Genomic DNA, 14,202 nt, shown 5'->3' with positions numbered 1-14,202 from the left:
GCAGCCGCGAGCTGCGGGGCCCTTCGTCATGCCGGCGTCGGTGCGCCCGCGGCGGGACTCAGTAGGTGGAGGCGATCAAGTTCTCGGGGACCTCAGCCGCCGCGTCCTGGTCGACGAAGAAGACCGTCCGCTTGCGTCCCTTGACCCCTGCCACCGGCACCTGGTCTGCGCCGGCACCCGCCAGGGCGAGCCCCAACGACGAAGCCTTCTCGGCTCCGGCGAGGATCATCCAGACGCGCTGGGAGTTGTTGATGACCGGCAGGCTCAACGTGAGGCGTACGGGCGGAGGCTTGGGGGAGTCGTCGATCGTGAGCACGGTCGGCTCGAGCTGACGGATCTGTGCCTTGTCCGGGAACAACGAGGCGACGTGACCGTCGGGACCGACCCCGAGGAGCGTGATGTCGAAGCGGGGGGCCGCGTCGTCGGCCTGTGCGTGCTGCAGCAACTCGTTCCGGTAAGCGTCGGCGGCCGCCTCGACGTCGTCGAAGTCGCCGACCGCACCGAATCGGTGGACGTTCTCGGGCAGCAACCCGATGTGGTCGAGCAGGTCGATGCCGGCCTGGGTGTCGTTTCGGTCCGCGTCCCCTGCGGGGACCCAGCGCTCGTCGGCCCACCAGATCGAGACCTTCGACCAGTCGACGCTGTCACGAGCCGGCGACGCGTTGATGGCCGCCAGCACGAGGGTGCTCACCGAGCCACCGCTGACGACGACCGACGCGTAGTTCTGCTCTTCGAGCACGTCGATGATCTTGGTGATGAAGCGGGCGGCCACGGAGGCACCCAGCGATTCTTTGTCGGGGTGGACCAGCACCCGGCGTTCGTTCGTCACGGTTCTCTATCTGCTCTAGTTGCTCTGGACGGGTTCGCTCAGTTGGCCGACCCCGTGTCTCACGACGTTCCCGAACAGGTCGTCGGGGTCGAGTCTACGGAGTTCCTCGGCCAGGCAGTCGCGCAGCGAGCGGCGTGGCAGCGCGAGGTCGTGCGTGGGTTGACCCGGTTGGGTGAGCGTCGCCACGTCGTCCAGGGAGCGTTCGAGGACGATGGACCCGGAGGCGCGGACCAGTTGGACACCGTGGATGCCGCTCGATCCCGTCGCCCGGGTCGTCAGCTCACCGTCAACGGGTACCTGGAGCTGCAGACGCAACCAGGCGGCCAAGAGCAAAGTCGACGGAGAATCGGGTGCGCCGGAGACACCGACCTCGGTGACCGATTCGTAAGGCGGTTGGTCGAGCACGGCAGCCAGTTGCGCCCGCCAGAGGGTGAGCCGGGTCCAGGCGAAGTCGGTGTCGCCGGGAGCGTAGCTCCGGGCGAGGTCGATGATCGACTGGCGTGGGTTGGACTGGCTCGCCGCATCCGTGATCCGCCGTTGCGCGATGCGCCCGAGGGGAGACTCGGAGACGACGGCGGGAGCGGTCTTCGGCCACCAGGCGACGACGGGAGCGTCGGGCAGCAGGAGCCCGGTCACGAGCCCCTCCTCGTCGCTCGCGGTCTCTCCGTAGGCCCGGAGCAGGATGACCTCGCTGGCACCGGCGTCGCCGCCCACCCGGATCTGCGCGTCCAGTCGCCCGTCGACCTCGTCGAGATCGAGGTCGGTCGACGTGGAGACGACGATGACCCTCATGGGGTGCTCTCGCGAGGCGTCGTTCGCGGCCTCGATGGCTTCCTCCTCGTCACCGAGACGGGTGGAGATGATCAGGGTGAGGACTCGGCCCAGCGCGACCGCGCCTCCTTCTTCCCGGATCTTGACCAGCGTCTTCTGGACGCGGCTGATGGTGCTGTCGGGCAGGTCGACGATCACGGACGCCTCCAGGTACGGCCGTCACGGGCCATGAGTTCGTCGGCAGAGGCGGGTCCCCACGTGCCGGGTCGGTACTGTTCGGGCTGACCCTCAGTCGCCCAGAACTCCTCGATCGGGTCGAGGATCTTCCAGGAGAGCTCGACCTCCTCGTGCCGGGGGAACAGGGGCGGGTCGCCCAGGAGGACGTCGAGGATGAGACGCTCGTAGGCCTCCGGGCTCGCCTCGGTGAAGGCGTGCCCGTATCCGAAGTCCATCGTGACGTCACGGACCTGCGTGCCGATCCCGGGCACCTTGGACCCGAAGCGCAGGGTCACTCCCTCGTCGGGCTGGACCCGGATCACGAGGGCGTTCTGCCCCAGCGACGTCTGCGTGCCGAAGATGTTCTCGGGCACCTGCTTGAAGACGACGGCGATCTCGGTCACGCGACGGCCGAGACGCTTTCCGGCCCGGAGGTAGAAGGGGACTCCCGCCCACCGCCGGGTCGCGATCTCGAGCTTGATGGCGGCGAACGTCTCGGTCGTGCTCTCGGGATTCATGCCTTCTTCGTCCAGGAATCCGAGCACCTTCTCTCCGCCCTGCCACCCCCCGGCGTACTGACCCCGCGCGGTTCCCGCGGCGAGGTCGGCGGGGAGGCGGACGGCCGAGAGGATCTTCTCCTTCTCGGCCCGGAGGTCACGGGCGGCGAAGGTGACCGGTTCTTCCATCGCCGTCAGGGCGAGGAGCTGGAGGAGGTGGTTCTGGATGACGTCACGAGCGGCGCCGATGCCGTCGTAGTAACCGGCGCGGCCGCCGACGCCGATGTCCTCGGCCATGGTGATCTGCACGTGGTCGACGTAGTTGGAGTTCCAGAGAGGTTCGTACATCTGGTTGGCGAACCGCAGCGTGAGGAGGTTCTGCACCGTCTCTTTGCCGAGGTAGTGGTCGATTCGGAACACGCTGTCGGGCTCGAAGACGGTCTCGACGACGGCGTTGAGCTCGCGGGCCGTCGTGAGGTCGCTGCCGAAGGGCTTCTCGATGACGACGCGTCTCCACGCACCGTCCTTCTCCTCGGCGAGGCCCGAGTTGCGCAACTGCTCGGTGACCATGGGGAACGCCTTGGGCGGGATCGAGAGGTAGAAGGCGTGGTTGCCCATCGTCCCGCGCTCACGATCGAGCTCTTCGATGGTGTCCTTGAGCCGAGCGAACGCGTCGGCGTCGTCGAAGACCCCCTGGACGAAACGGAAGCCTTCTTTGAGTTGACGCCAGACGTCTTCGTCGAAAGGCGTGCGAGCGTGCTCCTTGACGGCCTGGTACACGACCTGTTCGAAGTCCTGGCCCTCGAATTCACGACGGGCGAAGCCGACGAGCGCGAAGCCGGGGGGCAGCAGGCCACGGTTGGCCAGGTCGTACACGGCGGGCATGAGCTTCTTGCGGGAGAGATCACCCGTCACACCGAAGATGATGAGACCGCTGGGCCCCGCGATGCGGTTGAGACGTCGGTCGGAGGGCAACCGGAGCGGGTTGGACTCCGGCGTGATCGGCACCGGTGACATGATGTTCCGTTCTGTGGTTCGAAGGTGTTCCGGTCGGGACGGGCGGAGACGGCCGGGAACACCGGTGGCAAGGCGAAAGGGCCGGCGCCCCTGGGGACGCCGGCCCTTTCGGCTCAGCGGAGTGCGGCGGTGATGACCGGCAGCGCGGCCGCCACGTCGGTCACCGTCAGCGTGAGCACGGGACGACCGTGCTCGGCCAGGACCTTGGCATCACCGGCGGCCTGGGCCTGCACGAGCTGCCCGAACGTGAACGGGCTGTCCGGGATCTCGAGGTCGGTCGCGGGGACCTGCGTGATCTGCAGGAACACCCCGTTGGCCGGCCCACCCTTGTGGTATTGACCCGTCGAGTGCAAGAAGCGCGGACCCCATCCGAAGGTGACGGGACGCTGCGTGCGCATCGCGAGGAGGTCGCGGACCTCTTCGAGCTGGGGGTTCGCCACGCGGTCGACGTAGGCCTGGATCGAGACGTAGCCGTCATCGCTCAGGTGCGAGAGGAGCGCGGCCACGGCGGACTCGAGAGAGTCGCCCAGCTCGATTCCCCCGACCTCGCGGACCTCGACACCCTCGGCCGTGAAGGCCGGGGGAGTGGGCTCGGGACGGTCGTCGAGCAACGCCCGCGTCGCGACCTTGGCCGACTCGACGTCGGGCTGGTCGAACGGGTTGATGTCGAGCAGACGCCCGGCCACGGCGACGGCGTACTCCCAGACCATGATCTGGCCACCGAGCGAACCCGAGATCTCGACCTCGCCGGGCGCGACCTCACGGGTCTCGTCGGCGTTCGCCACGAGACGGACGACCTGCACGTCGTGCAGCCCCGCCGTGATCTCGGGGGCGGAGGTGCCGATGACGACGGGGAGCAGGCCGCGACCCTGCTTGCCGGTCGACTCGGCGATGAGCTGTTCGGCCCAGTCCGGGAACCCCACGATGTGGGTGCCGTCGGCGACGATGGCGATCTTGTCGCGCAGGGGCGAGGTGCCTGCCAGGACGGCACCCAACACGAGACCCGGGTTGTCGGCGCGGTCCTGGGCCAGCTCGACCGTGACGGCGTCGGCCTCGGCGAGCAGCTCGCGGATGTCGGCGCCGGCCAGGCCGGACGGCACGAGGCCGAACGCCGACAGGGCCGAGTAGCGCCCGCCGATGTTGGGGTCGGCGTTGAAGACGCGGTAACCGGCCTCACGGGCCTGCCCGTCGAGGGGCGATCCGGGATCGGTGACCACGACGATGCGCTCGACGGGGTCGATGCCGGCGTCGGTGAACGCCTTCTCGAAGGTCTTGCGCTGGCTGGCGGTCTCGACGGTGGAACCCGACTTCGACGAGACCACGAGCACGGTGCGCTCGAGACGGTCGGCGAGGGCCGTGAGGACCTGACCGGGCTCCGTGGCGTCGAGCACGGTGAGCTCGACGCCGTAGGTGCGGGTGATGACCTCGGGCGCGAGCGACGATCCACCCATGCCCGCGAGCACGACGTGATCGACGCCCTTGGCGGCGAGCTCGTCCCGGAGCGAGTCGATCTCGTCGAGCAGCGGAGTCGAGACCACGACGGCCTCGGTCCAGCCGAGACGCTTGGCGGACTCGTCCTCGGCGTCAGGGCCCCACAGGGTGGGGTTCTGAGCCGTGATGCCCGAGGCGACGAGGTCGCTCACGAGCTGCGGGACGACCGTCTCGACCGCCTGTGCGGCGTCGCCGCTGGCAGCGATGGTGATGGTCACTTGGACTCCCCGGCGGGCTTGGCGGCCTCGAGGGCAGCGGTGACCGTGTCGAGCAGTTCGTTCCACGAGACGACGAACTTCTCGACGCCCTCTTTCTCGAGGGCCTCGGTCACGTCGTCGTACGAGACGCCCTGCGCCGCGATCGCGTCCATGGTCTCGTTGGCCGAGGCGTAGGAGGCGCTGATCGTGTCGCCACGGACGTCACCGTGGTCGAAGGTCGCCTCGAGCGTCTTCTCGGGCATCGTGTTGACGACGTCCTGGGCGACGAGCTCGACCACGTACGTGGTGTCGAGGACGGCGGGGTCCTTGACACCGGTGGAAGCCCAGAGGGGACGCTGCTTGTTGGCGCCGGCGGCGAGGAGGCCCTTGGCCCGCTCGGTGTCGAAGGCCTGCTGGTAGACCTCGTAGGCGAGCTGGGCGTTGGCCACGCCGGCCTTGCCCTTCAGGGCCTTGGCCTCGTCGGTCCCGACCGCGTCGAGACGCTTGTCGATCTCGGTGTCGACGCGCGACACGAAGAACGAGGCGACGGAGTGGATCTCGGTGATGTCGATGCCGGCGGCCTTGGCCTGCTCGAGACCCGTGAGGTACGCGTTGATGACGGCGCGGTAGCGCTCGAGGCTGAAGATCAGGGTCACGTTGACGCTGATGCCCTGGGCGATCACGGCGGTGATGGCCTCGAGGCCCTCGACGGTCGCGGGGATCTTGATCAGGGCGTTGGGGCGACCGACCTTGGCGGCGAGCTTGACCGCCTGGTCGATGGTGCCCTGCGCGTCGTGCGCGAGACCGGGCTCGACCTCGATCGACACGCGGCCGTCGAAGCCGTCCGTCGTGTCGTAGAGCTCGCGGAAGATGTCGCAGGCGCGGGTGACGTCGTCGGTCGTGATCTCGAAGACGGCGTCCGTGACGCTGACACCGGTCTTCGCGAGCAGGGCGACCTGGTCGTCGTAGGCCTCGCCCTTGGCGAGAGCCGACGCGAAGATCGTGGGGTTGGTGGTGACGCCGACGACGTTGCGCTCGGCGATCAGCTTCTGGAGGCCGCCCGCGTTGATGCGCTCACGCGAGAGGTCGTCGAGCCAGATGCTGACGCCTGCGGCGGACAGCTGTGCGGTGTTGGAATCGGTCATGGTGTTCTTCTCTTTCCTTCGTCGTCGCTCAGAGAGCGGCGATCGAGTCCTTGGCGGCGGCGACGGCGGCTTCGGTCGTCATGCCGAACTGCTTGAACAGCGTCTTGTAGTCGGCCGAAGCACCGAAGTGCTCGATCGACACGCTGCGACCGGCGTCACCGACGATGCCGCGCCACGGCATGGCCACACCGGCCTCGATCGAGACGCGGGCCTTGACGGCGGCCGGGAGGACCGCCTCCTTGTACTCGTCGCTCTGCTCGTCGAACCACTCGATGCTCGGTGCCGAGACGACGCGGGCGTTGATGCCCTCGCCGCGCAGGACCTCACGGGCCTCGACGGCGATCTGCACCTCGGAACCCGTGGCGACGAAGATCACGTCGGGCGTTCCGCCCGGTGCCTCGGCCAGGACGTAGGCGCCCTTCGCCACGTTCTTCGCCGACGCGAAGGTGTCACCCTCGGCGTCACCGGTGCCGCGCTCGAAGACGGGCAGGTTCTGACGGCTGAGCGCGATGCCGGCGGGGCCGTGGTGGCGCTCGAGGATCGTCGCCCAGGCCCAGGCCGTCTCGTTGGCGTCGGCGGGACGCACGACGTCGAGGTCGGGGATCGCGCGGAGCGACGCGAGCTGCTCGATCGGCTGGTGCGTCGGACCGTCCTCGCCCAGGGCCACGGAGTCGTGGGTCCAGACGTAGATCGCCGGGGACTTCATCAGTGCCGCGAGGCGGACCGCCGGGCGCATGTAGTCGCTGAAGATCAGGAACGTGCCACCGAACGGGCGCGTGTTGCCGTGCAGCGTGATGCCGTTGAGGATGGCGCCCATCGCGTGCTCGCGGATGCCGAAGTGCAGAACGCGACCGTAGGGGTCTCCGCTCCACTCGTCGGTCGACCACTCGGTGGGGACGAACGACTTCGAGCCCGTGATCGTCGTCAGGTTCGACTCGGCCAGGTCGGCCGACCCGCCCCAGAGCTCGGGGACCACGCCGGCGAGGGCGTTGATGACCTTGCCGGAGGCGGCGCGGGTGGAGACGTCCTTGCCGGCCTCGAAGACGGGGAGCGCTTCTTCGACGCCCTCGGGCAGCTCGTTCGCGAGGATGCGGTCGAGCATGACCTTCTTGTCGGGGTTGGCCGACGCCCAGGCGGCGAGCTTCTCGTCCCACTCGGCGTGCTGGGCCTGACCGCGCTCGACGGCCTTGCGGGTGTGCTCGAGGACGGCGGGGTCGACGTCGAAGGACTTCTCGGGGTCGAACCCGAGGACCGACTTGAGGCCGGCGACCTCGTCGGCGCCGAGGGCCGAACCGTGGATCTTGCCGGAGTTCTGCTTCTTGGGCGAGGGCCAGCCGATGATCGTCTTGAGGATGATCAGGGAGGGCTTGTCGGTGACGGCCTTGGCCTTCTCGATGGCGTCGTGCAGCTCGGCGACGTCCTCGACGTACTCGCCGGTCTTCTTCCAGTCGACGACCTGGACGTCCCAGTCGTAGGACTCGAAGCGCTTGTGGACGTCCTCGGTGAAGGCGATGTTGGTGTCGTCCTCGATCGAGATCTGGTTCGAGTCGTAGATGGCGACGAGGTTGCCGAGCTTCTGGTGCCCGGCCAGCGACGCGGCCTCGCTCGTGACGCCCTCTTGCATGTCGCCGTCACCGGCGATGACGTACACGAAGTGGTCGAAGGGGCTCGTGCCGGGGGCGGCGTCGGGGTCGAACAGGCCGCGCTCGAAACGGGCGGCGTAGGCGAAGCCCACCGAGCTGGCGAAGCCCTGGCCCAGCGGACCGGTGGTGATCTCGATGCCGTCCGTGTGGCCGTACTCGGGGTGGCCGGGGGTCTTCGAGCCCCAGATGCGCAGGGCCTCGAGGTCGTCGAGCTCGAGACCGTAGCCGCCCAGGTAGAACTGGATGTACTGCGTCAGCGAGCTGTGGCCGACGGACAGGATGAACCGGTCGCGACCGATCCAGGTGCTGTCGCTCGGGTCACGACGCATGACCTTCTGGAAGAGCAGGTACGCGGCGGGCGCCAGGCTCATCGCGGTGCCGGGGTGACCGTTGCCGACCTTCTCGACCGCGTCGGCCGCGAGGACGCGGACCGTGTCTACTGCTTTGTTGTCAATGGATTCCCATTGCAGATCTGCCACTGGAAGTTGACCCTTCTTGATGCGAACTGCGCGGGGTCGATTCGCTCCCGCGCTGACGTGCGCCTGCCGAGACGTCGTCGGCTGGGTCGCACACACGCCGGGGCGGAGATCGGGACGGTTCGTCCGGTGATTCGGGACCGAGAGGGCGTACGACTGGCAAGCACCTGTAAGTATAGGGACGAACCCCCTTCGCCCGTCCGCATCGGCCGAGGGTTCGCCGTCAGCGTCGACGTTCATCGCCTAGACTCCTTGGGCAAACCGTTCGTCTCGTTAGAGGACTCATGACCGCAGCCGTTGACATCCGCCCCGACACGTCACCCCGGGGCTTCCGTCGCAAGGCTCGGGCGTACGTCGCCCTCACGAAGCCCCGCGTGATGGAGCTCCTGCTCGTCACCACGGCGCCGACGATGTTCCTGGCCCAGGGCGGCATCCCCAACCTGTGGCTCGTCGCCGCGACGCTGATCGGTGGTGCGCTCAGCGCCGGTTCGGCCTCGGCCTTCAACTGCTACATCGATCGCGACATCGACCGCATCATGAAGCGGACGCAGGGCCGACCCCTCGTGACCGGCGAGGTCAGCGACCGCGAGGCGTTGATCTTCTCGTACGTGGTCGGCGTCGCGTCGATCGTCTGGCTCGGCCTGACGGTCAACCTGCTCTCGGCGGCGCTGTCGCTCGGGGCGATCCTCTTCTACGTCGTCGTGTACACGCTCTGGCTGAAGCGCCGCACGCCGCAGAACATCGTGTGGGGCGGCATCGCCGGGTGCATGCCGGTGCTCATCGGCTGGGCCGCCGTCACGAACGACCTGTCCTGGTCGGCCGTCATCCTCTTCATGGTCATCTTCCTCTGGACGCCGCCGCACTACTGGCCGCTGTCGATGAAGTACCGCGACGACTACGCCGCGGCCGACGTCCCCATGCTCGCCGTGGTGCGCGGCCGGTCGATCGTCGGCCTGCAGGTGATCCTCTACGCCTGGGCCACCGTGGTCTGCTCCCTGATCCTCGTCCCCGTCGCCGGCATGGGCGCGCTTTACACCGTCGTGGCACTCGCGAGCGGGGCCTGGTTCGTCTGGGAGTCGCACCGGCTCTACAGCCGGGCCATCCAGCACGTCGCCGAGGTCCGTCCGATGCGCGTCTTCCACAGCTCCATCACGTACCTCACGCTCCTGTTCGTCGCCGTCGGGGTCGACCCCCTGCTGCCGTTCTGATCCCGTGAGGCCGTCCGACTGGACCGTCCGTCCGGCGCGCCCGGACGACCTCGAACAGCTGACCGCTCTCAAGCTCGTGGTGCTCCGACCCGAGTTCGAGAGGCTCGGCATCTGGAACCCGGCCCGCCACCGGGCTCGATTCGTCCGCGAGTACGTGGCCGACGAGACACGAGTCGTCGAAGGCGACCAGCGCCTCCTCGGCTGCATCGCGCTTCACCCGGACGGCGACACGACCTGGCTCCGTCACTTCTACCTGGTCGAGGAGGCGCGGGGCCACGGGATCGGGACGACCCTCCTCGCGCAGGCGATCGACTCGGTCACCACGGGGTCGGTCACCCTCGACGTGCTCACGGGAAGCCGAGCAGTGTCGCTCTACGAGCGGACGGGCTTCGTCGTCGTCGAGCAGGACGACGTCGACACCGTCATGCGCCGGGGCTAGACCCCCCGTCGCCCGGGTCAGACGCGGGCGGCGGCCGCCTCGACGATCGGCTCGACCTCGTCGGGAGCCTGGTCGTTGCGCAGCGACAGCACCACGGCGGTCGTCGCGGCCACCAGCAGCGCGGCCAGGACCATGTGACTCCCCACGAGCAGGGGCGGCAGTCCGGAGCGCGCCTGGGTGATGCCGACGGCGATCTGGACGAGTTCGACGCCCAGCAGGGCCACGGGGAACCGACGGGGGAGGCCCGCCTGGAGGGTCCAGGCGAGGACCGCCAGGGTGAGAGCGAGGGTCGCGTAGGCCGGCCAGCTGTGGACGTGGTCCATGATCGCCGGGTCGAGGCCGTTGCGGGGGGTCGCCGCATCGCCGGCGTGGGGGCCGGAGCCGGTCGTCAGGACGCCGACGATCACGGTCACGCCGACCACGGCGGCCGTCACGTGGACGAGTCGCGCATGACCACGCGGAGTGGCGGCGTGGTGCCCACGGGGCCCGCGGTACACGCGCCAGAGCAGGGTGGTGGTGAGGGCGACGAGGGCGATCGAGACGACGAAGTGTGCCCCGACGATGTACGGGTTCAGACCGGTGAGGACGGTGATCCCCCCGAGCACGGCCTGGAAGGGGATGCTCAGGCCCTGGACGAGGGTGAGCCAGAAGAAGTCGCGGCGGACCTTCCGCATCCGCAGCACGAAGAGGAAGGCGAGGATGACGACGAGCGTGAGCACGAAGGTCAGGAGGCGGTTGCCGAACTCGATGACCCCGTGGATGCCCATCTCGGGCGTGCTGACGAAGGAGTCGGCGGTGCAGCGTGGCCAGGTGGGGCAGCCGAGCCCCGATCCCGTGAGCCGCACGGCACCTCCCGTGCCGATCAGCAGCACCTGGCAGACGAACGACGCCCACGCGACGAAACGGACCCGGCGATCGACGGTCGTGGGGAGCCACGACCAGGCTCGGGTCAGGACTCCGGTGGCGCCCACCTGTGCGTTGCTCACGACTTGCTGCCTTTCGTCACTTTCGGCGGTCGGCCCTGTAGAATCAACGGGTTCAGGAACACGACCCGGCAGGGTGTCGACGGAGACATCCGAAGGACGTGAGATCCGCAGAAGCGGGACGCGGCCTTCATCAACAGTCTAAGCAACGCCACCTGACGTCTCGATCATGTCGAGCGTCGACGGACGGAGCGGCGACAGCCGACGTGTTCGACTCGCAGGGCGAGCAGCTGGGCCGCTCCACCACCCGGGGAATGCCGTTCGGCCGACCCGTGTTCGGTCCGGCAGAGAAAGAGGTAGTCATGTCAGACGTGTTGATCGATCGACCCGAGCTCGAGAGCCTGGGGCAGTACGAGTTCGGCTGGTCCGACTCCGACACCGCGGGCGCCTCGGCGCGCCGAGGGGTGTCACCCGAGGTCGTCACCGACATCTCGAACTTGAAGAGCGAACCCGAGTGGATGCTCAAGAACAGGCTCAAGGGCCTGACGCTGTTCGAACGCAAGCCCATGCCGACGTGGGGTGCCGACCTGTCGGGCATCGACTTCGACAACATCAAGTACTTCGTCCGGTCGACCGAGAAGCAGGCGACGACCTGGGACGAGCTGCCGGACGACATCAAGAACACCTACGAGAAGCTCGGCATCCCCGAGGCCGAGCGCAACCGCCTCGTCGCCGGCGTCGCCGCCCAGTACGAGTCCGAGGTGGTCTACCACCAGATCCGCGAGGACCTCGAGCAGCAGGGTGTCATCTTCATGGACACCGACACCGCGTTGCGCGAGCACCCCGAACTCTTCCAGGAGTACTTCGGCACGGTCATCCCGGCCGGCGACAACAAGTTCGCCGCACTGAACACCGCCGTGTGGTCGGGCGGCTCGTTCGTGTACGTGCCCAAGGGCGTCCACGTCGAGATCCCGCTCCAGGCGTACTTCCGCATCAACACCGAGAACATGGGTCAGTTCGAGCGGACGCTGATCATCGCCGACGAGGGCAGCTACGTCCACTACATCGAGGGCTGCACGGCCCCGATCTACAAATCGGACTCCCTGCACTCGGCCGTGGTCGAGATCATCGTGAAGAAGAACGCCCGAGTGCGGTACACGACGATCCAGAACTGGTCGAACAACGTGTACAACCTGGTCACCAAGCGGGCGATCGCGCACGAGGGCGCCACCATGGAGTGGATCGACGGCAACATCGGCTCGAAGGTGACGATGAAGTACCCGTCCATCTACCTGGTCGGTGAGCACGCCAAGGGCGAGACCCTGTCCGTGGCCTTCGCGGGCCCCGGTCAGCACCAGGACGCCGGCGCGAAGATGATCCACATGGCGCCTTACACGACGTCGTCCATCGTGTCGAAGTCGATCGCGCGAGGCGGCGGTCGCGCGGGTTACCGTGGCGAGGTGAGAGTCGACGAGGCCGCCCACCACGCGGCCAACACGGTCCGCTGTGACGCCCTGCTCGTCGACACGATCTCTCGTTCCGACACCTACCCCGCGATCGACATCCGCGTCGACGACGTCCAGCTCGGTCACGAGGCGACGGTGTCGCGGGTCAGCGAAGAGCAGCTCTTCTACCTCATGTCACGCGGCATGGCCGAAGACGAGGCCATGGCCATGATCGTCCGTGGCTTCATCGAGCCCATCGCCCGCGAACTCCCGATGGAGTACGCGCTCGAACTCAACAAGCTCATCGAGATGAGCATGGAAGGATCAGTCGGCTAGATGTCCGCCGCAGCACCCACCACCACACCAGAGTCCACCACCACGCCGGGCGTCCAGCACGGCGCGGGTGCCCACAGTGACGGCGGCTGGGGCCTCGTGCCCGTCCAGACGCGTTCCGAGCGGTTCACCTCGGTCGACCCCACGGCGTTCCCCGACGTGACCGGTCGCGAGGTGGACTGGAAGCTCAGTCCGGTGTCGCGCCTCCGTCCGTTGATCGACGGAGACCTCGACGGCTCGCCTTACGCCTACCTGGCCCGCGAGACGCCCGGCGCGACCGTCGAATGGGTCGACCGGTCCGACTCCCGTGTCGGCACGGCGGGCACTCCCGAGGACAAGGCCGCCGCCAACGCGTGGTCGAGCGTCGAGAAGGTGCTCGTCGTGACCCTCGACGGCGACGAACCGTCGGCCATCACCATCGGCCGCTCGGGCCTCGACCGTGAACCACGGGCGGGTCACACGCTGATCCACGCCAAGGCCAACAGCCAGTCCATGGTCGTCCTCCGCAACACCGGATCGGCCCAGCTGGTCGAGAACGTCGAGATCGTCGTGGACGAGGGCGCGCACCTCACCGTCGTCACGCTCCAGGAGTGGGACGACGACGCCGTGCACGTCGCGAGCCACCACGCCCGGATCGGGCGCGACGCCCAGCTGAAGCACTTCGTCGTCAGCCTGGGTGGCTCGGTCGTCCGGGTCAACCCGTCGGCCCACCTGGCCGAGCAGGGCGCGGACGCCGAGCTCTACGGCGTGTACTTCGCGGACGCCGGTCAGCACCTCGAACAGCAGGTGTACGTGAACCACGACGCCCCCAAGACGCGGAGCCGGGTGAACTACAAGGGCGCCCTGCAGGGTGCCGGTGCCCGCACGGTGTGGATCGGCGACGTCCTGATCGGTCGGACGGCACCAGGCACCGACAGCTACGAGCAGAACCGCAACCTGGTGCTGAGCGAGGGCACGCGCGCCGACTCGATCCCGAACCTCGAGATCGAGACCGGCGACATCGAAGGCGCCGGTCACGCCAGCGCGACGGGTCGCTTCGACGACGAGCACCTCTTCTACCTCCAGTCGCGCGGCATCTCCGAGCACGAGGCGCGTCGCCTCGTCGTCCTCGGATTCCTCGTCGAGGTCATCCAGAAGATCGGGGACGCCGACCTGCAGGCCCGCCTCGTGGACGCCATCGAGGTCGAACTGGCCGCGGGCGAGGCGACCTCGACCGAGACGATCGCCTGATGGCGACGAAGGTCTGCGGCGTCGACGACGTCAGCCCCTCCCAGGCCCATCGCGTCGTCGTCGACGGCGTCGCGATCGCCGTCGTGAAGGACAGCGCCGGCACGATCCACGCCATCGGCGACACCTGCACCCACGGCGACATCTCGCTCTCCGAGGGCTTCGTCGAGGACGACACCCTCGAATGCTGGGCCCACGGCTCGAAATTCGAGCTCACCACCGGCAAGCCGCTCACGCTGCCCGCCTACGAACCCGTACCGGTCTTCTCGGTCTCCGTCATCGACGGCGAGGTGTACGTCGACACCACCTCGACCTCCACCGACGCCGCACAGTAAAGGAACAGAA

General features: G+C 68.2%; 12 protein-coding genes. 5 read left to right on the top strand and 7 right to left on the bottom strand.

Annotated elements, in window-relative coordinates:
- Nucleotides 1-58 precede the first annotated feature (58 nt).
- The 6 genes from pgl to tkt all read right to left on the bottom strand — a co-directional run bounded on the left by pgl (nt 59) and on the right by tkt (nt 8,285).
- Nucleotides 59-829, bottom strand: coding sequence for a 6-phosphogluconolactonase (gene pgl / locus ASL10_RS05665; protein WP_056045234.1), 771 nt, complete (start codon nt 827-829; stop codon nt 59-61).
- Nucleotides 830-844: 15 nt separating this feature from the next.
- Nucleotides 845-1,798, bottom strand: coding sequence for a glucose-6-phosphate dehydrogenase assembly protein OpcA (locus tag ASL10_RS05660; protein ID WP_056045231.1), 954 nt, complete (start codon nt 1,796-1,798; stop codon nt 845-847).
- Nucleotides 1,795-3,330, bottom strand: a complete 1,536-nt coding sequence (gene zwf / locus ASL10_RS05655) for a glucose-6-phosphate dehydrogenase (RefSeq protein WP_056045228.1) — start codon at nt 3,328-3,330, stop codon at nt 1,795-1,797. The genes ASL10_RS05660 and zwf overlap by 4 nt, the downstream gene beginning before the upstream one ends.
- A 113-nt stretch (nt 3,331-3,443) precedes the next feature.
- Nucleotides 3,444-5,039 carry a glucose-6-phosphate isomerase gene (locus tag ASL10_RS05650; protein WP_056045225.1) on the bottom strand — a complete coding sequence of 532 codons (1,596 nt, stop codon included), beginning with the start codon at nt 5,037-5,039 and terminating at the stop codon, nt 3,444-3,446.
- Nucleotides 5,036-6,163 (bottom strand): transaldolase, encoded by a 1,128-nt coding sequence (gene tal, locus ASL10_RS05645; RefSeq protein ID WP_056045222.1) that lies wholly within the window; start codon nt 6,161-6,163, stop codon nt 5,036-5,038. Before tal ends, ASL10_RS05650 begins: the two co-directional genes overlap by 4 nt.
- 28 nt (nt 6,164-6,191) lie before the next feature.
- Nucleotides 6,192-8,285 carry a transketolase gene (gene tkt, locus ASL10_RS05640; protein ID WP_056045218.1) on the bottom strand — a complete coding sequence of 698 codons (2,094 nt, stop codon included), beginning with the start codon at nt 8,283-8,285 and terminating at the stop codon, nt 6,192-6,194.
- A 281-nt stretch (nt 8,286-8,566) separates the two neighbouring features.
- Between tkt and ASL10_RS05635 the strand changes: the two genes are divergently transcribed.
- Both ASL10_RS05635 and ASL10_RS05630 read left to right on the top strand, forming a co-directional pair.
- The gene (locus tag ASL10_RS05635; RefSeq protein ID WP_056045215.1) at nt 8,567-9,490 is read left to right on the top strand and encodes a heme o synthase; all 924 of its coding nucleotides are present in this window, start codon (nt 8,567-8,569) and stop codon (nt 9,488-9,490) included.
- A gap of 4 nt (nt 9,491-9,494) precedes the next feature.
- On the top strand, nt 9,495-9,929 hold the full coding sequence (locus ASL10_RS05630; protein WP_056045212.1) for a GNAT family N-acetyltransferase: 435 nt from the start codon (nt 9,495-9,497) through the stop codon (nt 9,927-9,929).
- A gap of 17 nt (nt 9,930-9,946) precedes the next feature.
- On the opposite strand, the gene ASL10_RS05625 is transcribed toward ASL10_RS05630, so the two are convergent.
- Nucleotides 9,947-10,915, bottom strand: coding sequence for a heme A synthase (locus ASL10_RS05625; RefSeq protein ID WP_235452461.1), 969 nt, complete (start codon nt 10,913-10,915; stop codon nt 9,947-9,949).
- Nucleotides 10,916-11,214: 299 nt separating this feature from the next.
- Between ASL10_RS05625 and sufB the strand changes: the two genes are divergently transcribed.
- The 3 genes from sufB to ASL10_RS05610 are packed head-to-tail and all read left to right on the top strand — an operon-like array spanning nt 11,215 to nt 14,192.
- Nucleotides 11,215-12,633, top strand: coding sequence for a Fe-S cluster assembly protein SufB (gene sufB, locus ASL10_RS05620; RefSeq protein WP_056047429.1), 1,419 nt, complete (start codon nt 11,215-11,217; stop codon nt 12,631-12,633).
- On the top strand, nt 12,634-13,860 hold the full coding sequence (sufD, locus tag ASL10_RS05615) for a Fe-S cluster assembly protein SufD (protein WP_082460223.1): 1,227 nt from the start codon (nt 12,634-12,636) through the stop codon (nt 13,858-13,860).
- On the top strand, nt 13,860-14,192 hold the full coding sequence (locus tag ASL10_RS05610; RefSeq protein WP_082460222.1) for a non-heme iron oxygenase ferredoxin subunit: 333 nt from the start codon (nt 13,860-13,862) through the stop codon (nt 14,190-14,192). Before sufD ends, ASL10_RS05610 begins: the two co-directional genes overlap by 1 nt.
- Nucleotides 14,193-14,202: the final 10 nt, after the last annotated feature.

The organism is Frigoribacterium sp. Leaf8, assembly GCF_001421165.1.
Lineage (GTDB): Bacteria > Actinomycetota > Actinomycetes > Actinomycetales > Microbacteriaceae > Frigoribacterium.
This window is presented reverse-complemented; position numbering and strand designations above follow the sequence as displayed.

What these genes read in the sequence shown, in the direction of transcription:
- sufD (WP_082460223.1), top strand. Translation starts at nt 12,634, where the DNA reads ATGTCCGCCGCAGCACCCACCACCACACCAGAGTCCACCACCACGCCG.
- ASL10_RS05610 (WP_082460222.1), top strand. Translation starts at nt 13,860, where the DNA reads ATGGCGACGAAGGTCTGCGGCGTCGACGACGTCAGCCCCTCCCAGGCC.
- tal (WP_056045222.1), bottom strand. Translation starts at nt 6,163, where the DNA reads ATGACCGATTCCAACACCGCACAGCTGTCCGCCGCAGGCGTCAGCATC.
- zwf (WP_056045228.1), bottom strand. Translation starts at nt 3,330, where the DNA reads ATGTCACCGGTGCCGATCACGCCGGAGTCCAACCCGCTCCGGTTGCCC.
- sufB (WP_056047429.1), top strand. Translation starts at nt 11,215, where the DNA reads ATGTCAGACGTGTTGATCGATCGACCCGAGCTCGAGAGCCTGGGGCAG.
- ASL10_RS05635 (WP_056045215.1), top strand. Translation starts at nt 8,567, where the DNA reads ATGACCGCAGCCGTTGACATCCGCCCCGACACGTCACCCCGGGGCTTC.